The 19,614-nt window shown below is 61.4% G+C and carries 18 protein-coding genes and 2 pseudogenes; 9 read left to right on the plus strand and 11 right to left on the minus strand.

The window, feature by feature from the left end; translation table 11 throughout:
- Positions 1-96 precede the first annotated feature (96 nt).
- Together lptG and lptF are read right to left on the minus strand one after the other, a co-directional pair.
- Positions 97-1,158 carry an LPS export ABC transporter permease LptG gene (gene lptG, locus PCOSP_RS23570; RefSeq protein WP_139645024.1) on the minus strand — a complete coding sequence of 354 codons (1,062 nt, stop codon included), beginning with the start codon at positions 1,156-1,158 and terminating at the stop codon, positions 97-99.
- Positions 1,151-2,271, minus strand: a pseudogene (lptF, locus tag PCOSP_RS23575) (LPS export ABC transporter permease LptF). Before lptF ends, lptG begins: the two are co-directional and overlap by 8 nt.
- A gap of 313 nt (positions 2,272-2,584) precedes the next feature.
- On the opposite strand from lptF, the gene PCOSP_RS23580 reads away from it, so the two are divergent.
- The 5 genes and pseudogenes from PCOSP_RS23580 (at position 2,585) to rlmF (ending at position 9,297) form a co-directional block, all read left to right on the plus strand.
- On the plus strand, positions 2,585-4,075 hold the full coding sequence (locus PCOSP_RS23580) for a leucyl aminopeptidase (RefSeq protein WP_464709616.1): 1,491 nt from the start codon (positions 2,585-2,587) through the stop codon (positions 4,073-4,075).
- Between the two features lie 60 nt (positions 4,076-4,135).
- On the plus strand, positions 4,136-4,564 hold the full coding sequence (locus PCOSP_RS23585; protein ID WP_175363658.1) for a DNA polymerase III subunit chi: 429 nt from the start codon (positions 4,136-4,138) through the stop codon (positions 4,562-4,564).
- A gap of 7 nt (positions 4,565-4,571) precedes the next feature.
- Positions 4,572-4,937, plus strand: a complete 366-nt coding sequence (locus tag PCOSP_RS23590) for a DNA polymerase III subunit chi (RefSeq protein WP_139645016.1) — start codon at positions 4,572-4,574, stop codon at positions 4,935-4,937.
- Between the two features lie 235 nt (positions 4,938-5,172).
- Positions 5,173-8,019, plus strand: a complete 2,847-nt coding sequence (locus PCOSP_RS23595) for a valine--tRNA ligase (RefSeq protein WP_464709618.1) — start codon at positions 5,173-5,175, stop codon at positions 8,017-8,019.
- A gap of 253 nt (positions 8,020-8,272) precedes the next feature.
- Positions 8,273-9,297: pseudogene (gene rlmF / locus PCOSP_RS23600) on the plus strand (23S rRNA (adenine(1618)-N(6))-methyltransferase RlmF).
- 85 nt (positions 9,298-9,382) lie between these two features.
- On the opposite strand, the gene PCOSP_RS23605 reads toward rlmF, so the two are convergent.
- Positions 9,383-9,667 (minus strand): HU family DNA-binding protein, encoded by a 285-nt coding sequence (locus PCOSP_RS23605; RefSeq protein WP_024777638.1) that lies wholly within the window; start codon positions 9,665-9,667, stop codon positions 9,383-9,385.
- Between the two features lie 396 nt (positions 9,668-10,063).
- On the opposite strand from PCOSP_RS23605, the gene yejK reads away from it, so the two are divergent.
- Together yejK and PCOSP_RS23615 are read left to right on the plus strand one after the other, a co-directional pair.
- Complete coding sequence (yejK, locus tag PCOSP_RS23610; protein ID WP_014340016.1) at positions 10,064-11,068, plus strand: nucleoid-associated protein YejK; 1,005 nt, start codon at positions 10,064-10,066, stop codon at positions 11,066-11,068.
- Positions 11,068-11,424, plus strand: a complete 357-nt coding sequence (locus tag PCOSP_RS23615) for a glutaredoxin family protein (RefSeq protein ID WP_175386812.1) — start codon at positions 11,068-11,070, stop codon at positions 11,422-11,424. Before yejK ends, PCOSP_RS23615 begins: the two co-directional genes overlap by 1 nt.
- A 194-nt stretch (positions 11,425-11,618) precedes the next feature.
- On the opposite strand, the gene PCOSP_RS23620 is transcribed toward PCOSP_RS23615, so the two are convergent.
- The 5 genes from PCOSP_RS23620 to PCOSP_RS23640 form a co-directional block, all read right to left on the minus strand.
- On the minus strand, positions 11,619-12,554 hold the full coding sequence (locus PCOSP_RS23620; protein WP_464709621.1) for a glutathione S-transferase family protein: 936 nt from the start codon (positions 12,552-12,554) through the stop codon (positions 11,619-11,621).
- Between the two features lie 79 nt (positions 12,555-12,633).
- Positions 12,634-12,948, minus strand: a complete 315-nt coding sequence (locus PCOSP_RS23625; RefSeq protein WP_139645006.1) for a GIY-YIG nuclease family protein — start codon at positions 12,946-12,948, stop codon at positions 12,634-12,636.
- A gap of 41 nt (positions 12,949-12,989) precedes the next feature.
- On the minus strand, positions 12,990-13,460 hold the full coding sequence (locus PCOSP_RS23630) for a nuclear transport factor 2 family protein (protein ID WP_139645004.1): 471 nt from the start codon (positions 13,458-13,460) through the stop codon (positions 12,990-12,992).
- 88 nt (positions 13,461-13,548) lie between these two features.
- The gene (locus PCOSP_RS23635) at positions 13,549-14,877 is read right to left on the minus strand and encodes a CynX/NimT family MFS transporter (protein WP_464709623.1); all 1,329 of its coding nucleotides are present in this window, start codon (positions 14,875-14,877) and stop codon (positions 13,549-13,551) included.
- Positions 14,867-15,526, minus strand: coding sequence for a FadR/GntR family transcriptional regulator (locus tag PCOSP_RS23640; protein WP_139645000.1), 660 nt, complete (start codon positions 15,524-15,526; stop codon positions 14,867-14,869). Before PCOSP_RS23640 ends, PCOSP_RS23635 begins: the two co-directional genes overlap by 11 nt.
- Positions 15,527-15,693: 167 nt before the next feature.
- Here PCOSP_RS23640 and PCOSP_RS23645 point away from each other — a divergent pair, with 167 nt between their 5' ends.
- Positions 15,694-16,005, plus strand: coding sequence for a type II toxin-antitoxin system MqsR family toxin (locus PCOSP_RS23645; RefSeq protein WP_464709625.1), 312 nt, complete (start codon positions 15,694-15,696; stop codon positions 16,003-16,005).
- Entirely contained in the window at positions 16,002-16,484 is a 483-nt protein-coding gene (locus PCOSP_RS23650) for a type II TA system antitoxin MqsA family protein (RefSeq protein ID WP_139644996.1), read from the plus strand. Before PCOSP_RS23645 ends, PCOSP_RS23650 begins: the two co-directional genes overlap by 4 nt.
- A 62-nt stretch (positions 16,485-16,546) precedes the next feature.
- Here the strand turns inward: PCOSP_RS23650 and PCOSP_RS23655 are convergent, their stop codons facing one another.
- The 3 genes from PCOSP_RS23655 to PCOSP_RS23665 are packed head-to-tail and all read right to left on the minus strand — an operon-like array spanning position 16,547 to position 19,611.
- On the minus strand, positions 16,547-17,311 hold the full coding sequence (locus tag PCOSP_RS23655; RefSeq protein ID WP_003178331.1) for an amino acid ABC transporter ATP-binding protein: 765 nt from the start codon (positions 17,309-17,311) through the stop codon (positions 16,547-16,549).
- A gap of 10 nt (positions 17,312-17,321) precedes the next feature.
- Positions 17,322-18,419, minus strand: coding sequence for an amino acid ABC transporter permease (locus PCOSP_RS23660; RefSeq protein WP_139644994.1), 1,098 nt, complete (start codon positions 18,417-18,419; stop codon positions 17,322-17,324).
- A gap of 10 nt (positions 18,420-18,429) precedes the next feature.
- Positions 18,430-19,611, minus strand: coding sequence for an amino acid ABC transporter permease (locus tag PCOSP_RS23665; RefSeq protein ID WP_139644993.1), 1,182 nt, complete (start codon positions 19,609-19,611; stop codon positions 18,430-18,432).
- Positions 19,612-19,614: the final 3 nt, after the last annotated feature.

A 19,614-nucleotide genomic window follows, 5' to 3' on the forward strand; every position in this document is an offset into this window, starting at 1 on the left:
TGGCGATATGTCAGGCAGGCTGCTGGGGACTGCTGCGCAGTCCAGCGGGAGCAAGCTCCCTCGCCACAGAAGCCCGCTCACCATAAGAAATTGGGATCACCCAGCCCGGCGCAACAGCCAGAGCCCGGCCAACGCACAGACGCCCGTCGGCACCAGCACCGCGAACAGTGGCGAGAAACCGAACACCAGGCTCGATGGCCCCAGCAGGTCCTGGGCAATGCGGAAGGTGAAGCCCACCAGAACCCCGGTGAACACTCGCTGACCGAGGGTTACCGAACGCAGCGGACCAAAGATGAAGGAGATGGCCATCAGCACGAGGGCGGCGGTGACCAGTGGTTGCAATACCTTGACCCAAAAAGCCAGCCAGTAGCGACCGTTGTTCAATCCCTGGTCAGCCAGGTAGTGGATATACCCCCACAGGCCGGTAATCGACAGGGATTCCGGCGCCATGACGACCGTGCTGAGCAACTGCGGGCTGATCGCCACATCCCAACGCTCCTGCGGGGACGCGACCACCTCGGTGTTCTTTTCATGGAACAGGGTGGTGGTGACATCGCTCAATTGCCAATGATCCTCGGCAAACTGGGCGCGCTTGGCGAAACTCGACGACAACATGTGCCGTTGTTCGTCGAAGCGATACCGGGTCACGCCATAGAGAATGCCGTTGGGCTGGACCGAGTTGATGTGGATGAATTCATCGCCCTGACGGTGCCACAGACCATGCTTGGCGCTTTGTGCATCCCCGCCGCCCTGGGCCAGGGAGCGGTTGGCCTGGGCAGTGTTCTCGGTGGCCGGGGCGACGTACTCGCCGATCAGGACGCCGACCAGCATCAGCACCAGCATCGGCTTCATCACCGCCCAGACAATCCGACCGACGGAAACGCCGGCGGCACGCATGATGGTCAGTTCGCTGTTGCTGGCCAGGCTGCCCAGACCGATCAGGCAACCGATCAGCGCCGCCATCGGCAGCATGTCGTACAGGCGCCTTGGTGCGGTCAGCAGCACGTAGCTCGCCACGTCCGCCAGGGTGTAGGTATCGCTGACGTCGCTCATTTCATCGATGAAGGCAAACAGGGTCGCCAGGCCAAGGATGATCCCCAGTACCGCAAGGATCGCCATGAACACGCTGCTGCCGATGTAGCGGTCGAGCTTAACCACGGGCCACCTCCAGCGCGCTGCGGCGGCTCGCCAGTTTCAGGCACAGCGGCTCCCAGTAGAGCAGCCCCAGGCCAATGGCCAGGAAAATCGAATGCACCCACCACAGGCCCAATGCCGGCGGGATCTTGCCTTTTTCCAAAGCACTGCGGGCGGTAATGAGGATGGTCAGGTAAGCCATATACAGGAGAATCGCCGGAAGCAGCTTGAGGAAACGACCCTGGCGCGGATTGACCCGTGCCAGCGGGACCGCCATGAGGGTCACGATGAACACCAGCAGCGGCAGCGACAGGCGCCATTGCAGCTCGGTACGCGCGCGGATGTCAGTGTTGCCCAGCAGGCTGGCGGTCGGCATCGCGTCGCGGTCGGTGACCTCCTCACTGGCCTCGGGCTTGGGCAGCAGCACGCCATAGGTGTCGTACTTGATGGCGCGGTAATCGGCTTGGCCCGGCTTGCCGTCGTAGCGATAGCCGTTTTCGAGGATCAGGTAGCGGTTGCCGTCGGGATTGATTTCCTGGCGCCCTTTCTCGGCCACCAGCACGGAAATGCCGCGATCCTTCTGGGTGTTGGAAGACAGGTTCTTTTGCGTGATAAAGACGCCGGCGAGATTGATCCGGTCATCCGAAAGCTGTTCGGTATAGGTGACGCGCGTGCCGTCGCGCAGGGCCTGGAAGCGCCCCGGCACCAGGGTGTCGAACTCGGTCAGGGCGTCCTGCTGGTTGATCAGCAACTGGAACTGGTTGGCCCCCTGGGGCGCCAGGCTCAGGCTCAACCAGGCCACCATCAACGCAACCAGCGTGGCCGGGAACAGGGTAATGCGAAACAGCCGCTGCTGACTCATGCCGGTGGCCGACAGGACAGTCATTTCGCTGTCCAGGTACAGGCGCCCATAGGCCAGCAGAATGCCGAGGAACAGCCCCAGCGGCAGGATCAATTGCAGGAAGCCTGGCAGGCGGAACCCATGATCAGGAACAGGGAGCCTGGATCCAGCGCGCCGGAAGCGGCCTGGGCGAGATACTTGATGAAGCGCCCGCTCATGATGATGACCAGCAGCACGGCACTGACCGCGCTCAGGGTCAGCAGAACTTCGCGGGATAGATATCGAAAGACGATCAAACCAGACACTCCAGGATTGTCAGGCTAGGGGCCAAACAAGCAATCGAGCCACTCGCCATCACGAGTCGCCGAAAAAAGAGCCGCATTATCCTGTGATTGGAGGCGCCTGTCACTTCGCACGCTTTAAACCGGTCCCCAAAGCCATAAAGATAGCTGTACCAAGGGTTGTCAGCCTCGGGGGCCGGGGTTCAAACTGCGGCCTTTGTCGCCGGCGCGATACCGTGACGTTGCCTCACTCGACACGTGTGGCAGGGAGCTTGCTCCCGCTACAGTCGGCGCCCGACATCTTGACCATTCATTCAGGGATCCGGACATGGAACTGGTTGTAAAAAGCGTTAGCCCAGAAACGTTGAAAACCGCCACCCTGGTGGTTGCCGTCGGCGAAGCCCGCAAGCTCGGCGTCGTCGCCTCCCAGCTCGACGCCCTGTGCGGCGGCGCCATCAGCGCCGTGCTCAAACGCGGCGACCTCGCCGGCAAGGTCGGCCAGAGCCTGTTGCTGCACAGCCTGCCCAACCTCAAGGCCGAGCGCGTGCTGCTGGTCGGCGTGGGCAAGGAGAGCGAACTGGGCGACCGTCCGTTTCGCAAGATCATCGCCGGCGTGCTGGGCACCCTCAAGGGCCTGGGTGGCAGCGATGCCGCACTGGCGCTGGACGAGTTGGTGGTCAAAGGCCGCGACAGCTACGGCAAGACCCGCCTGCTGGCCGAAACCCTGGTGGACGGCGAATACCAGTTCGACCAGTTCAAGAGCCAGAAGGCCGAACCCCGCGCCCTGAAAAAAATCACCCTGCTGACCATCAAGGCCGCCCAGGCCGAAGTCCAGCGCGCCGTGACCCACGCCACCGCCATCGCCAATGGCATGGCCTTCACCCGCGACCTGGGCAACCTGCCGCCGAACATCTGCCACCCGACGTTTCTCGGCGAACAGGCCAAGGCCCTGGGCAAGCAATTCAAGGGCCTGAAGGTCGAAGTCTTCGACGAGAAGAAAATCAAGGAGCTGGGCATGGGCTCCTTCTATTCCGTCGGCCAGGGCAGCGCCCAGCCGCCACGCCTGATCGTCATGCAATACAACGGCGGCAAGAAATCCGAGAAGCCTTACGCGCTGGTGGGCAAGGGCATCACCTTCGACACCGGTGGCATCAGCCTCAAGCCCGGCGCCGGCATGGATGAAATGAAATACGACATGGGCGGCGCTGCCAGCGTGTTCGGCACCCTGCGGGCCGTGCTCGAGCTGCAACTGCCGATCAACCTGGTGTGCATCCTGGCCTGCGCCGAGAACATGCCCAGCGGCACAGCCTCGCGCCCGGGCGACATCGTCACGACGATGAGCGGCCAGACCGTGGAAATCCTCAACACCGACGCCGAAGGCCGCCTGGTGCTGTGCGACGCCCTCACCTACTCCGAGCGCTTCAAGCCGCAAGCGGTGATCGACATCGCGACCCTGACCGGCGCTTGCGTGGTCGCCCTCGGCGCCCACACCTCGGGCCTGCTGGGCAATAACGACGAATTGATCGGCCAACTGCTCAGCGCCGGCCAGCAAGCCGACGACCGCGCCTGGCAATTGCCACTGTTCGACGAGTATCAGGAACAGCTGGACAGCCCGTTCGCCGACATCGCCAACATCGGCGGCCCGAAAGCCGGGACCATCACCGCGGCGTGCTTCCTGTCGCGCTTCACCAAGAACCTGAACTGGGCGCACCTGGACATCGCCGGTACGGCCTGGACCAGCGGTGGCAAGGATAAAGGCGCGACCGGTCGTCCGGTTCCGCTGCTGACCCAGTACCTGCTGGACCGCGCCAAGGCCTGACACCCATGATTGCCGATGGCGCCGTCCGCGGGCGGCGTCACCGGCAGCTCAGGAACCGCAATGACCAAAGTCGATTTCTATATCCTGCCCAGCGCCGATCCATCGGCCCGGCTGGATTTCGCCTGCAAGCTCACCGAAAAAGCCTGGCGCATGGGCCACCGCATCTATCTGCATTGCAGCGATGCCGCCCAGCGCGACGCGCTTGATGCACGCCTGTGGGCCTTCAAGGGCGAGAGCTTCGTGCCTCATGGCCCGGCCGAAAGCGAACCCGAAGGGCTGATCGTGCTGGGGCTGGGGGATGACTGCGGCCAACACCAGGACCTGCTGGTCAACCTCGATCTGAAAGTACCGGCCTTTGCTCCGCGCTTCGCCCGTGTGGCGGAAGTGGTGGTGGAGGATCCGGCCATCCGGCAAGCCGCGCGGGAGAGTTTCCGTTTCTACCGCGAACAGGGCTATCCTCTGCAAGACCACCGTTTACAGCGACTCTGAGCCTACGATGGACACTCCAAAACCACCGCAAAAGCCTCCACACCTGCTGGACGACCTCGAGTCGATCCGCCAACTGCTCGGCGACGACACCCTGCAACCGCCGTTGCTGACCGACACGGTCGTGCATGAGCCTGTGCATGAAGAACAGATCCCCCTGTTGTTCGAGCCGATCACCGGCCAGCCCGAACCCAAGCCGGCGCCCAAGGCCGAACCCAAGGGGCCCGATGCCCTGCTGCATCTGGACACCGAATTGCGCGCCGCCGCGCAACTGATCATGCAGGACGTCATCGACGACTTCGCCCCGCACATCGAGACCGAGATCAAACGTCGGCTGGATGCCAGGATGGAACGGCTGCTGAGCCAGTACGAGTAATTTTTCTGCCTCACAGCGAACACCTTGTGGGAGCCGAGCTTGCTCGCGATGGCGGCGGCACATCCAGCATTGGATGCAACTGATCCGCCGCCATCGCGAGCAAGCTCGGCTCCCACAGGGTTCAACGGTGTCCATAAACTCTGCGCCCGGCGCCTCCCGCCAGTGGCTTGCATCTGCCCCGCCCGCTATACTTCCCGGCTTTTCCTTAATAAATGCCAATAGGGTCCCGCCGCGCATGGATAAGACCTACCAGCCGCACGCCATTGAAACTTCCTGGTACAACACCTGGGAGTCCGAGAATTATTTCGCTCCGCAAGGCGCGGGCGATTCCTACACCATCATGATCCCGCCACCGAATGTCACCGGCAGCCTGCACATGGGCCACGGCTTCAATAACGCGATCATGGACGCCCTGATCCGTTTCCGTCGCATGCAAGGTCGCAACACCTTGTGGCAGCCGGGCACCGACCACGCCGGCATCGCCACGCAAATGCTGGTGGAACGCCGCCTCGAAGCCCAGGGCCAGAATCGCCACGACCTGGGCCGCGAGAAGTTCCTCGAGAAAGTCTGGGAATGGAAAGACGAGTCCGGTGGCAACATCAGCCGCCAGATCCGCCGCCTCGGCTCGTCCGTTGACTGGAGCCGCGAGCGCTTCACCATGGACGACGGCCTCTCGGAAGCGGTGAAGGAAGCCTTCGTGCGCCTGCATGAAGACGGGCTGATCTATCGCGGCAAGCGCCTGGTCAACTGGGACACCAAGCTGCACACCGCCATTTCCGACCTCGAAGTGGAAAACCACGACGAGAAAGGTTTCCTGTGGAACCTGAAGTACCCATTGGCCGATGGCGCCAAGACCGCCGAAGGCAAGGATTACCTGATCGTCGCCACCACCCGTCCGGAAACCATGCTGGGCGACTCGGCCGTGGCGGTGAACCCGAACGACGAGCGCTACAAGGCCCTGATCGGCAAGTTCGTGGAGCTGCCCCTGGTCGGCCGTCGTATCCCGATCATCGGTGACGATTACTGCGATCCTGAATTCGGCACCGGCTGCGTGAAAATCACCCCGGCCCACGATTTCAACGACTACGAAGTCGGCAAGCGCCACAACCTGCCGCTGCTGAACATCTTCGACAAGAACGCCAACGTTTTGCCGGCAGCCCAGGTGTTCAACCTGGACGGCACGCTGAACGAGAGCATCGACGGCCAGATCCCGGCCGAATACGCCGGCCTCGACCGCTTCGAAGCGCGCAAGCAGATCGTCGCCGCGTTCGATGCCGCCGGCCTGCTGGTCAGCGTCGACGACCATGCCCTGAAGGTGCCGAAAGGCGACCGTTCCGGCACCGTCATCGAGCCGTGGCTGACCGACCAGTGGTACGTCTCCACCAAGCCGCTGGCCGAGCCGGCGATTGCCGCCGTGGAAGACGGCCGCATCCAGTTCGTGCCCAAGCAATACGAGAACATGTACTTCTCGTGGATGCGCGACATCCAGGATTGGTGCATCAGCCGCCAGCTGTGGTGGGGCCATCGCATCCCGGCCTGGTACGACGAGTCGGGCAAGGTCTACGTCGGTCGCGACGAGGCCGAAGTCCGCGCCAAGCACAACCTGGGCCCGGACGTTGCGCTGCAACAGGACAACGACGTCCTCGACACCTGGTTCAGCTCGGGCCTGTGGACCTTCTCGACCCTGGGCTGGCCGCAACAGACCGAGTTCCTGAAGACTTTCCACTCCACCGACGTGCTGGTCACCGGTTTCGACATCATTTTCTTCTGGGTCGCCCGGATGATCATGCTGACCATGCACCTGATCAAGAACCCCGACGGCACGCCGCAGGTTCCGTTCAAGACCGTCTACGTCCACGGCCTGGTGCGCGATGGCCAGGGCCAGAAGATGTCCAAGTCCAAGGGCAACGTCCTCGACCCGCTGGACATCATCGACGGCATCGACCTGGAAACCCTGGTGCAGAAACGCACCTCCGGGCTGATGCAGCCAAAACTGGCGAAGAAGATCGAGAAAGCCACCCGCGAAGAATTCGCCGAGGGCATCGCCAGTTACGGCACCGACGCCCTGCGCTTCACCTTCTGCTCCCTGGCGTCCACCGGTCGCGACATCAAGTTCGACATGGGTCGCGTCGAAGGCTATCGCAACTTCTGCAACAAGATCTGGAACGCCGCGCGCTACGTGCTGGACAAAGGCGAAGACTGCGGCCAGAACGGCGAAGCCTACGAGTTGACCCTGGCCGACCGCTGGATCATTTCCCAGCTGCAACGCACCGAAGCCGAAGTGACCCGCCAACTGGATCAGTTCCGTTTCGACCTGGCCGCACAGGCCTTGTACGAGTTCATCTGGAACCAGTATTGCGACTGGTACCTGGAACTGTCCAAGCCGGTGCTGTGGGACGACAACGCACCGGTCGAACGCCAGCGCGGCACTCGTCGGACCCTGGTTCGGGTATTGGAAGTGGCCCTGCGTCTGGCGCACCCGTTCATGCCGTTCATCACCGAGGAAATCTGGCAGCGCATCGCGCCGCTGGCAGGCGCCCAAGGCAAGACGATCATGCTGCAACCGTGGCCTGTGGCCAACGAGAGCCGCATCGACCCGGCGGCCGAAGACGACATCGAATGGCTCAAGACCTTCATGCTCGGCCTGCGCAACATCCGCGCCGAGATGAACATCGGCCCGGGCAAGCCGCTGACGCTGTTCCTGAAGAACGCCAGCGCCGAAGACCTGCGCCGCCTCGAGGAAAACGAAGCGCTGCTCAAGAAACTGGCGAAGCTCGAATCGGTAACGGTCCTGGCTGCCGGCGAAGAAGCACCACTGTCTGCCACCGCTCTGGTCGGTGAGATGGAAGTGCTGGTGCCGATGGCCGGCCTGATCGACAAGGCCGCCGAGCTGGCGCGCCTGGACAAGGAAATCCTGCGTCTGAAGGGCGAAGTGCAGCGGGTCGGCGGCAAGCTGTCCAACGCCGGCTTCGTCGACAAGGCCCCGGCCGAGGTCATCGAGAAGGAACGGGCCAAACTGGCCGAGGCGGAACAGGCCTTGGGCAAGCTGGCCGAGCAACATGCGCGGATTGCCAGTCTGTAACGGCAAGCTGCAATGAACGAAGGAGGCCTGATGGCCTCCTTTTTTCTGCCCGCCATTTCCTCCAAACGCTGAACAAACCTTGTGGGAGCGAGCCTGCTCGCGATGACGGCAGTAAATTCACCACAGATGCAGCCTGACACACCGCTATCGCGAGCAGGCTCGCTCCCACATTTAATCGGCGCAAGCCTCAAGACGGTGCGGGATGTGGGACAATGCCCGCCACTTTTTGAGCCAGCCCCGAATCGACCCGCCCATGACCGCGCCCCGCCCCCCAGACCCGCACGCCAGAAGCCCAAGCCCGCCGCCGAAACCAAGGCCGTCGTGCCCCGCGAGAAAGCCAGCCTGCACCCGCGCAATCGCCATCAGGGCCGCTACGACTTCCCGGCATTGATCAAGGGCACACCGGAACTGGCCAGGTTCGTGATCATCAACCCCTATGGCAAGGAAAGTATCGACTTCGCCAGCCCTGAGGCCGTGCGGGTGTTCAACCGGGCGCTGCTCAAGTCCTTCTATGGCATTGCCCACTGGGACATTCCGGCCGACTACCTGTGCCCTCCGGTGCCGGGTCGTGCGGACTACGTGCACTTCCTCGCCGACCTGCTCGCCAGCCATAACGAAGGGGAAATTCCTCGGGGGGCGGCGGTGAAGGTGCTGGACGTCGGCACCGGCGCCAACTGTGTGTATCCGCTGATCGGTTACAGCGACTATCGCTGGCACTTCCTGGGCTCGGAGATCGACCCGACGGCCATCGCCTCGGCCAAGGCCATCGTCCAGTCCAATGGGTTGGCCAAGGTGATCCAACTGCGCCAACAAACCAATCGCAAGCAGATCCTGCTGGGCCTGCTCGACGAAGCCGAGCGGTTCGACCTGACGATGTGCAATCCACCGTTCCACGCGTCCCTGGAGGAGGCCACCCGCGGCAGCCAGCGTAAGTGGCGCGCCCTGGGCAAGGCCGATCCGAAACGCAAGTTGCCAGTCCTGAATTTCGGCGGTCAGGCCGCCGAGCTTTGGTGCGAGGGGGGAGAAGTCCGCTTCGTGACCCAACTGATCGGAGAAAGCGCGCAGTTGGCCCGGCAGGTCCTGTGGTTCAGTACCCTGGTGTCGAAGGTTTCGAATCTGCCGGCGATTCAGGCGGCACTGAAGAAGGCCGGCGTGGTGCACAGCGAAGTGGTGGAGATGTCCCAAGGACAAAAGCAGAGCCGCTTCGTGGCCTGGACGTTCCATACCGAGGCCCAGCAGCAGGCCTGGCGTCAGGCGCGATGGGTTCGCAAGGACTGAACGGGGCTTATTGCACCGACCACTTTATTCAGGACAACAAAAAACCGTGCCCGGACTGCTCCGCTGCACGGTTTTCTTAAGCGTCTTACTTGGCGTTGATCGAATCAACCAGGCCTTTGGCCGGAACCAGTTTGACGACTTTCTTTGCAGCGATTTCGATGGCAGCGCCAGTCGAAGGGTTGCGGCCGGTACGGGCAGGACGTTCGGTGACTTTCAGCTTGCCGATACCTGGCAAGGTGATTTCGCCGCCGCTTTCCAGCTGATCGGCAACGATTTGGCCCAACTGGTCCAGAGCGTTACGCGCGGTGGTTTTCGGCGCGTCGATAGCTTCAGCAATGTCAGCGATCAGTTGGTCTTTAGTAAGAGCCATGTAGTGTTCCTTCCCTATCAAATTCATATGGATTGCAGAGTGCAGTGTCAGCCATCGAGCCCGATCTCCTCGGATCAGACACCCTCGGTCATCACCACGACGGGTCGGGGTAATAGATGCCGAAATCCGGGTTTGGTTCGACCTGACAAATGCTGAATGCACGCTTAACGCAGTGCCTTCGCGTAAGACCGGGCAAAACTAGCACAACGCCTGTGAAATATCCGCCCTTAGCTACCCATTTGGTCAGCTTTATTGCGCTAAATCGGTAAAAAAATGCATATAGGCCGTCGGACGGCTCCGAAATCCCCTTCGCAGCGCTCCAAAACCAGTGATTGCGGTACACTGGGCGCTTTTCAGGGGAGCGTGCCCTCCTCTCTTTCATCAGCCGAGAAGCCCATGCCGATCCGTCATTGCATCGTCCACCTGATCGACAAAAAACCCGACGGCACCCCTGCTGTGCTCCATGCCCGGGACTCCGAACTGGCAGAGTCCACGGCCATCGAAAACATGCTTGCCGACCTCAACGAGAGCTACAACGCCAAACAAGGCAAGGCCTGGGGTTTTTTCCATGCCGAGTCCGGGGCACATCCGTTCAGCGGCTGGCTGAAGGAATATCTGGACGGCGGCAAGGATTTCACCGCGTTCAGTCGCGTGGCGGTGGAGCACCTGCAGAAGCTGATGGAAGAGTCCAACCTGTCGGTGGGCGGCCACGTGCTGTTCGCCCATTATCAACAGGGCATGACCGACTACCTGGCCATCGCCCTGCTGCACCACAGCGAAGGCGTGGCGGTCACCGATGAGCTGGACGTCACCCCGTCCCGTCACCTTGACCTGGGCCAGTTGCACCTGGCGGCGCGGATCAACGTGTCGGAATGGCAGAACAATAAACAGTCCAAGCAGTACATTTCCTTCATCAAGGGCAAGAACGGCAAGAAGGTCTCGGAATACTTCCGCGACTTCATCGGCTGCCAGGAAGGTGTCGACGGCCCCGGCGAAACCCGCACACTGCTCAAGGCCTTCAGCGACTTCGTCGAAAGCGAGGACCTGCCGGAAGACGATGCCCGGGAAAAGACCAAGACCCTGGTGGATTACGCCAGCAGCCAGGCCAAGCTCGGCGAACCCATGGGCCTGGAAGAACTGTCCGAGCTGATCGACGAGGATCGCCCGAAAGCTTTCTACGATCACATCCGCAACAAGGACTACGGCCTGTCGCCGGAAATCCCGGCGGATAAACGCACCCTCAATCAGTTCCGCCGCTTCACCGGCCGCGCCGAAGGCTTGTCCATCAGCTTCGAAGCACACCTGCTGGGGTCCAAGATCGAATATGACGAAGAAGCCGGTACGTTGATCATCAAAGGGTTGCCGACGTCGTTGACGGACCAGTTGAAACGGCGGAATTGATGTTCGGCGGGGTCCTGAGGAAGTTTCTGCTGATTCTGCTGGTCGTCGTGGCTTACCAGAACTGGGGCAAGATCGAGCGGTTGCTCAACCCTTCGCAGATGGTGTCACAGCAGATTCGCAGCAATGCCCGCGTTACGTTGTATGCCACTGACTGGTGCGGCTACTGCAAGGCAACGCGACGGTTCCTGGATGAGAAAGGCGTGCCGTATCGCGAGTTCGACATCGAGAAAGACCCCGAAGCGCGCAAGGCCTATGAGGCGCTGGGCGGTCGGGGAATTCCGATCCTGGACGTGAATGGCACGCTGATTCGTGGGTATGAACCGCAAAGGATTCTTGAGGCGTTGTCTGCAACATAGCTTTTTGCAACCGCTGGCCTCAATCGCGAGCAGGCTCGCTCCCACATTGAATCAGCTGCTGACCGCAATCCTGGGAACATCGCCAATCCAGTGTGGGAGCGAGCCTGCTCGCGATGAGGGCATTCCAGTCACCATTTGCACTGACTGTCACACCGCTATCGCGAGCAGGCTCGCCCCCACAGGTCATGGGTGACTTAGCGAGCCTCTATTCGAAATCCAAACCGCGGAAAGTGCACATGCACCACCCCGCCGCGCTCATCTTCACGACGCAGGATCAGCTCTTCGCGCCCGGCAAACAGCAACACTCCCGACACCGGATCGACACCATAGTCCGTCGCGGCAACGCTCACCTGCTGCCCCTTCGCAAACCCGTTCGACTCATCGAATGGTTCATCCGGCAACGCGGCCGGCGTGGCGTTGCGGGCCACTTCCAAGGCTTCTTCGGAACTCATCGCGCTCGACGCACCATGACCGAAAGCCAACACCCGCGCCAGCCAGGCCGAGACAGCCGGGTACGCATCCACCAGTGGCGAAGTCACCGGTGTGCCCTTGAGAAACCACAGGGGGTGCGCCATGGCGAAGTCGGCAATCGAGGGTTCCCCCAACAGGAAGTCGCCTTCCTCGCGCTGCAACTGCTGCTCAAGACGCGCCATGATTGTCGGCCACTGATGCTTGGCCTGCTCGGCAGCCAAACGCGTGGCGCTGCCACCACTGAACAGCCCGGCGCGATCTGCGATGAACGCCTTGATCGCTTCAGGCGACAACTTGGCGAAACGCACGACCATCGACTCAGGCTGGAACACCAAGCTCACACCATGCTGGAACACCACCGAATCGGCCCAGGCCGCGAAGGAGGCTGCAATCATCTCCCGGCCTTCGGGAAACAGCGCCGGCGTGGCCTTTTCCTGCTCCAATCGACGAGCGATCAAGGCCGTATCGCAATAAACATCCGCGCCGATCTGCAACACCGGCGTCTTGCGGTAGCCCCCCGTCAATGCCGTCAGGTCGGGCTTGGGCATCATCGGCGGGATGTTGACCGAGCGCCAGGACAAGCCTTTGAACCCCAACAACAGGCGGGCTTTTTCGGCGAAGGGGGACGTCGGGTAGTGATGAAGAATCAGCTCTGACATGAGATTTGCCAATGCAGGAAGGAGGGCCGCAAGCTTAGCGCGCCATGGACAGACAGCCTACCCACCTGATGAGCGCTCATCAGTGGGATGGATGATGCGACGCCACCAGGCACTCCTTGGCGCTTTTGCGCAGCTTCTTGATCAGCCGCTCCTGGCGCAAGGCTTCGCCCTTATCACGGCAGGCTTCGGTATAAACCAATGCCACCGCCGGGCTGGAAAGAAAGAAACGCGCGCCCTTGCCGCTCTGGTGCTTGGCGAAACGGCGCACCGGATCGTCGCTGATGCCACAGTACAACGCGCCGTTGGCAGCCCGCACCAGGTAGACGAACCAGGGCTTGCCCGGCTCGGCCGCAGCCTCCACAGGAAGCTCTGAAGTGTTGTTGGCAATCGTCACGAAATGTTCAACAGGCGCGTAGGAAACATGCCGCGATCTTATCAGCGACTGGCCTGGAACGCCCGAAGCCCTTTGAGGGCCTGGGCCCTGACCGCGTTGCGCACCAGCGGCGTCCAGCCCAGCAGCAGGCCCTTGGCACCCAAGGCCTGGCGGGACCAGCGCCACAGATCGAAGCTGTCGTGATGCTCGCAGATCTTGCCATCACGAAACACGAAGCGCGCCTGAATGTCGTTGACAACAACGTTGCCGGTCTGGCTGAACAGGTAAGTCGCTACCCAATGCGCGCCACCGGAACGCTCGTCGCTGTGCACATTATCGAAAGTCAGGGAAAAGTCCTTGGCGCGGGTGGTGAGCATGCGCCACATGTCACCGGCGTCACGCCCACGCAGCTCGCCGAACGCCGGATCGCTGAAGACCACGTCATCGGTGTAGCAGGCGCTCATGGCTTCGGCGTCCAGGCGCTGGAAGGCCTGATAGAACCGGTTGATCAGGGCATTGTGGGCATCACTCATGGACAGACTCCGAAAAGCGTTTCAGTGGACCCACCACAATAATCTGCCGCCGCCGGGAACACTATCGTCATTCGCCATGTAAATGACATCAGCGAAGGCCGGTGATTTTCTCGCTGCTGACCCCGACGTACAACGCCCGCCCCGCCCCGATACCGGCGATGATCGCACCCAGGCCGATCAAGCCGAAGATCCAGCCCAGGGCTTGCCACCCACCGGTCCAGTCATGCACCACGCCCACTGCAAACGGCCCCAGGGACGCCAGGGTATAACCGAAGCCCTGGGCCATGCTGGAGAGGTTCGCGGCCACATGGGCGTCTCGCGAACGCAGCACGATCAGCGTAAGCGCCAGGCTGAACGTCGCCCCCTGCCCCAACCCCAGCAGGATCGCCCAACCCCACAAACCGTCGAGGGGGGCGTAGAGGCAACCGAACAACCCTCCAAGGGTCATGATCATGACGATCACGATGGCCGGGCGTTGATCCTTGCCACGGGTCGCCAGCCAGGGCGCCGCCAGGGAACTGATCAACTGCACGATGACCGAACCCGACAACACCAGGCCGGCCTGGGTCGGGGTCAGGCCGCGGCCGATGAGGATCGACGGCAGCCAACCGAACACGATGTAGGCCAGGGACGATTGCAACCCCATGTACAGCGTCACTTGCCAGGCCAATGGATCGCGCAACAACCCGCGAACCCGATACGCCGCTTGGTGGGCACCCTGCTTCTGAGCGGTTTGCGGCAGCCAGAATACGGCGGCCAGCAACGCCGGAATCGCCCAGAACCCAAGCCCCAGGGCCCAACTGTGGTTCAGTTGCTCGCTCAACGGCACCGTTGCCCCGGCGGCCATCGCCGCGCCCAGGCACAACGCCATGGTGTAGACCCCGGTCATGGTCCCGGCCTGGCGGGCGAAGTCACGCTTGACGATGCCCGGCAATAGCACCCCGATCACACCGATGCTCGCACCGGCCAGGATACTGCCGGCGAACAGGCCAACCTGGCCGAACGAACTGCGCAACACAATCCCCCCGGCAAGCGTCAGCAAGATTCCCAGCACCACGCGCTCGGCACCGAAACGCCGCGCCAGCACAGGCGCCAGTGGCGCGAACAAGCCAAGACACAGCACCGGCAACGTAGTCAGCAAACCGGCCTGGGCAGCCGACAGGCCGAGGTTTTTCGACACCTCGCTGAGCAACGGCGCCAGGCTCGACAGCGCCGGGCGCAGGTTCAACGCGACCAGGATCAACCCGAGCAGCAACAGCCAGGGCCGGCTCAGCAGCGGATGGGCCTGCTGGGCCAGTTCGTCGTCGGCCTCGGCGTCGATCAACAATTCTTCGAGCTCGGCGCCGCGCTTGGGCGTCTTCGAGGGGGCAGGGTCAGGCAGATCGCGGGACATGGAAAACTCGGATTCAGGGTTCATTGATCAACTGTCGACAAAGGGCCTTGGCCCGTTGCGGGTCTTGCTGCTCGACGGCTTCGAGGATTTCGGCATGCAGGTCGAACACGTGTTGATGGCGCGGGGCGATGTTGAGGCTCTGGCGCAGTTGCGCAGCGATCACGCTGGAAAAATAGCGATACAACTCACTGAGCGCCGGGTTGTGCGCGGCGTCTACCAAGCGGCGATGGAACACCAGGTCGCAGGCGATGTACTGCTCCAGGTCGCCGTGATAGTGCGCGCCACTGGCGCGTAGCGCCTGGTGCAAGGCCTGCAGGTCTTCGTCGGTACGCCGCATCGCCGCCAGGCCGATGGCCTCGACCTCCAGGATATGTCGGGTTTCCCGAGCCTGCTCCAGCGAACAGCGGGACAGCACCTTGAGGGTATCCAGTGGATCGACCAGCGCCCGTACATAACTGCCGTCGCCCTGGCGAACCTCGATCAACCCAGAAAATGCCAGTACGCGCATGGCCTCACGCACGGTATTACGGCTGATACCCAGCTCGGCCACCAGTTCCGGCTCGGTGGGCAGTCGCTGCCCCACCGGCCACAGGCCGTCACTGATGCGCCGACGCATCTGGTCCAGTGCCTGATCGACCAATGATCGACGGATTATTGGAGAAATTTCTGTCATTGAAAGCGCCCTTTCATCCAATCATAGGATGAATTTTCTGACATGTTAGTCAGCTTCGTGTAGGACAGCAACCGCCTACGGTCAAGGAGAGGGAAACGAAGCAACATTTTCGATTGGTCAGAATTACCCTTTTAGGGTAATCCTAGAAGCAGGGGTTCAAGTTTCTTATGGAAAAGAACACACCTCATTACGCGGTGGCGGTGATACAGGCGGATGTCAGGCGGCTCGGGGGGAATGCGTTCACCAGTACGGCAAAAAACAACGCCTGGGCGCTCGGCCTGACGCTCCCAGAGATGCTGGAGGTCATTTCCGGACTCCGGCGAAAACAGTTTTATAAATCGATGACCACCTATAACGATCATCGGCTCTGGCACGACGTCTATCACGTCAATACACATGGTCTGGAGATTTACATCAAGGTCACCTATCGCCCGAGCGGAGGTCCACCGGTAATCTCCTTCAAGGAGAAAAACGCATGAAAACCCAGCAATGCTTCAGCTGTGGCGCCCCGGAGGGGATGTTGCACTTCGAAGGTCGTGGCGAAACCCTGAGCGTCAAGGGCCTGGAACGCCGAATCGATGATTTGTCAGGCTGGGAATGCCGGATGTGCGGGGAGGTCGAGCTTGATGCCCATTGCTCGGAACGCCATGCGAAGGCGGGTGATGAGTTGGTCAATGCCGCCAGGCAGATGATCGGAGAGGAAATGAAGCGCATCCGCCGCAAGCTGCACCTCTCGCAGAAAGAAGCCGTATCGCTTTTGTCAGGCGGAGGGCATAACGCGATTTCCCGCTACGAGCGCGGCGAGATATTGCCGCCAAAACCACTGATACTGCTGATGCGCTTGCTTGACCTCTACCCTCATTTGCTCGCAGATGCACGGACCCTGGCGGAAGGAGCGGACTTGAGGCAATTCAAGACCAAGGTGCACAAGGAGCTCGAAACCCTCACGGCGTCCTGAGCACCGACGCACTAAAAAATAAACCCGGACAAGTCCGGGTTTATTTCATTACCTGGCGTCGATCAATGCAGGATCTGGCTCAGGAACAGTTTGGTGCGGTCGTTCTGCGGGTTGTCGAAGAAGTCGTTCGGCGCCGCCTGTTCGACGATTTCACCCTTGTCCATGAAGATCACGCGGTTGGCCACGGTGCGGGCGAAGCCCATTTCGTGGGTTACGCACAACATGGTCATGCCGTCTTCGGCCAGGCCGATCATGGTGTCGAGTACTTCCTTCACCATTTCCGGGTCGAGAGCGGAGGTCGGTTCGTCGAACAGCATGATTTTCGGTTTCATGCACAGGGCACGAGCGATGGCCACACGCTGCTGCTGACCACCGGAGAGCTGGCCCGGGTACTTGTGCGCCTGCTCTGGAATGCGCACGCGCTCCAGATAGTGCATAGCGATTTCCTCGGCCTTGCGCTTGGGCATCTTGCGCACCCACATCGGCGCCAGGGTGCAGTTCTGCAGAATGGTCAGGTGCGGGAACAGGTTGAAGTGCTGGAACACCATGCCGACTTCGCGGCGGATCGCTTCGATCTGCTTGAGGTCGTTGGTCAGCTCCACGCCATCGACCACGATGCGGCCTTGCTGGTGCTCTTCCAACCGGTTGAGGCAACGGATGGTGGTGGACTTGCCGGAGCCCGACGGGCCGCACAGCACGATGCGCTCGCCCTGCTTGACGTTCAGGTTGATGTCTTTCAACACATGGAACTGGCCGTACCACTTGTTTACACCCTGCATCTGAATAATGCCTTCAGGGCTCACAGGCTGCTTGATTGCTTCGCTCATTACAGAACTCCTAACGCTTGTGGCCAGTGTCGAGCTTGCGTTCCAGATGCATGGAATAGCGCGACATACCAAAACAGAAAATCCAGAACACCAGGGCGGCGAACACATAGCCTTCGGTGGCCATGCCCAGCCATTTCGGGTCGGCGGCAGCTTGTTTCACGCTGTTGAGCAAGTCGAACAGGCCGATGATGATCACCAGGCTCGTGTCCTTGAACAGCGCGATGAAGGTGTTGACGATGCCCGGGATCACCAGCTTCAGGGCTTGCGGCAGAATCACCAGGCCCATGCTGCGCCAGTAACCCAGGCCCATCGCCGCAGCCGCTTCGTATTGTCCCTTTGGAATGGCTTGCAGACCGCCGCGCACCACTTCGGCCACATAAGCCGACTGGAACAGGATGACCCCGATCAGCGCCCGCAGCAGCTTGTCGAAGTTCATGCCTTCAGGCAGGAACAGCGGCAGCATCACCGACGACATGAACAGTACCGTGATCAACGGCACGCCACGCCAGAACTCGATGAAGGTCACGCAGACCACGCGGATCGCCGGCAGGTTCGAGCGACGCCCGAGCGCCAGTACGATACCCAGCGGCAGTGCGCCGGCGATACCGACGGTAGCGATTACCAGGGTCAGCATCAGGCCGCCCCATTGGCTGGTCGCCACGGCGTCCAGACCGAACACACCACCGTGCAGCAGACACCAGGCGACGATCGGATACACCACCAGGAAGCTCAAGCCATAGATCGCCTTGCGCGGGAAGCGCGAGATGAACAACGGCGCCACGCCGATCACTGCCAGCCACACAGTCAGGTCCACGCGCCAGCGCAGGTCCGCCGGGTAGTAGCCGTACATGAACTGGCCGAAACGCTGTTGGATGAATACCCAGCAGGCGCCGTCCTTGGTGCAGTCGGCGCGGGTAGTACCTACCCAGTTCGCATCCAGGATCGCCCAGTGCAGCAGCGGTGGGATAATCAGGTAGATCAGGTAGAACGCAAACAGGGTCAGCAGCGTGTTGATCCAGCTGGAGAACATGTTGGCGCGCATCCACGCCACCACACCGATGCTGTTGCTCGGTGGAGGCATGTCGGGTTTGAAAGTATGGGATGTCATGCGCGTTTCCTCACCGCTCGATCAGCGCAATGCGCTTGTTGTACCAGTTCATCAGCAGGGAAATGCTGATACTGATCGCCAGGTACACACTCATGGTGATCGCGATCACCTCGATGGCCTGGCCGGTCTGGTTCAACACCGTACCAGCGAACAGCGACACCATTTCCGGGTAGCCGATACCGGCCGCCAGGGAGGAGTTTTTCGCTAGGTTCAGGTATTGGCTGGTCAACGGCGGAATGATCACGCGCAGAGCCTGCGGGATGATCACCTTGCGCAGGGTCGGACCGTTGCGCAGCCCCAGGGAGCGGGCCGCCTCGGTCTGGCCGTGGCTGACCGACTTGATGCCCGAACGCACGATCTCGGCGATGAATGCCGCGGTGTACACAGTCAACGCCAGGGTCAAGGCCAGCAGTTCCGGGATCAGCACCCAGCCACCGACGAAGTTGAAGCCCTTGAGTTCCGGCATTTCCCAACGCACTGGGGCACCGAACACCAACGCGCACACGGCCGGGATCACCAGGAACAGCGCCAGGCCCACCCAGAACTTGTGGAACGGTTCGCCGGTCGCTTCGAAACGCTTGTTGGCCCAGCGCGTCATCAGCACGATGGCGACAATCGCCAGCACGACGCTGACCACGAACGGCCAGAACCCATCGGCAACCAGCGCGGCCGGCATGTTCAGGCCCCGGCTGCTGACGAAGAAGGTGTCGCCGAAGTTATGGCTGTTGCGCGGCCCAGGCATGCTCAGGAATACCGCGAAGTACCAGAACAGGATCTGCAGCAGCGGTGGGATGTTACGGAAGACCTCCACGTAAACGGTCGCCAGCTTGGAGATGATCCAGTTCTGCGACAAGCGCGCGACACCGATGATGAAGCCGAGAATGGTCGCCAGGATCACCCCGATGAAGGTCACCAGCAACGTGTTGAGCAAACCGATGACAAAGACGCGGGCATAGCTGTCCGCTTCGGTGTAGTCGATCAGGTGTTGAGCGATGCCGAACCCGGCACTGCGCTCCAGGAAACCGAAACCGGATGTGATACCACGGTGCTGGAGGTTGGTCTGTGTGTTGTCGAACAGGAACCAGCCCAGCGTGATAACCGCCACGACAGTGACGATCTGAAATACCCACGCACGCACTTTTGGATCGCTGAGACTGAGCCTCTGCTTTGGTGCGCCGATTGAATTTTGCATGAA

Source organism: Pseudomonas sp. MAFF 730105, assembly GCF_055380705.1.

Coding starts and splice junctions, on each gene's coding strand:
- PCOSP_RS23580 (WP_464709616.1), top strand. CDS start 2,585: ATGGAACTGGTTGTAAAAAGCGTTAGCCCAGAAACGTTGAAAACCGCC.
- PCOSP_RS23585 (WP_175363658.1), top strand. CDS start 4,136: ATGACCAAAGTCGATTTCTATATCCTGCCCAGCGCCGATCCATCGGCC.
- PCOSP_RS23590 (WP_139645016.1), top strand. CDS start 4,572: ATGGACACTCCAAAACCACCGCAAAAGCCTCCACACCTGCTGGACGAC.
- PCOSP_RS23595 (WP_464709618.1), top strand. CDS start 5,173: ATGGATAAGACCTACCAGCCGCACGCCATTGAAACTTCCTGGTACAAC.
- PCOSP_RS23605 (WP_024777638.1), bottom strand. CDS start 9,667: ATGGCTCTTACTAAAGACCAACTGATCGCTGACATTGCTGAAGCTATC.
- yejK (WP_014340016.1), top strand. CDS start 10,064: ATGCCGATCCGTCATTGCATCGTCCACCTGATCGACAAAAAACCCGAC.
- PCOSP_RS23615 (WP_175386812.1), top strand. CDS start 11,068: ATGTTCGGCGGGGTCCTGAGGAAGTTTCTGCTGATTCTGCTGGTCGTC.
- PCOSP_RS23620 (WP_464709621.1), bottom strand. CDS start 12,554: ATGTCAGAGCTGATTCTTCATCACTACCCGACGTCCCCCTTCGCCGAA.
- PCOSP_RS23630 (WP_139645004.1), bottom strand. CDS start 13,460: ATGAGTGATGCCCACAATGCCCTGATCAACCGGTTCTATCAGGCCTTC.
- PCOSP_RS23635 (WP_464709623.1), bottom strand. CDS start 14,877: ATGAACCCTGAATCCGAGTTTTCCATGTCCCGCGATCTGCCTGACCCT.
- PCOSP_RS23640 (WP_139645000.1), bottom strand. CDS start 15,526: ATGACAGAAATTTCTCCAATAATCCGTCGATCATTGGTCGATCAGGCA.
- PCOSP_RS23645 (WP_464709625.1), top strand. CDS start 15,694: ATGGAAAAGAACACACCTCATTACGCGGTGGCGGTGATACAGGCGGAT.
- PCOSP_RS23650 (WP_139644996.1), top strand. CDS start 16,002: ATGAAAACCCAGCAATGCTTCAGCTGTGGCGCCCCGGAGGGGATGTTG.
- PCOSP_RS23655 (WP_003178331.1), bottom strand. CDS start 17,311: ATGAGCGAAGCAATCAAGCAGCCTGTGAGCCCTGAAGGCATTATTCAG.
- PCOSP_RS23660 (WP_139644994.1), bottom strand. CDS start 18,419: ATGACATCCCATACTTTCAAACCCGACATGCCTCCACCGAGCAACAGC.
- PCOSP_RS23665 (WP_139644993.1), bottom strand. CDS start 19,611: ATGCAAAATTCAATCGGCGCACCAAAGCAGAGGCTCAGTCTCAGCGAT.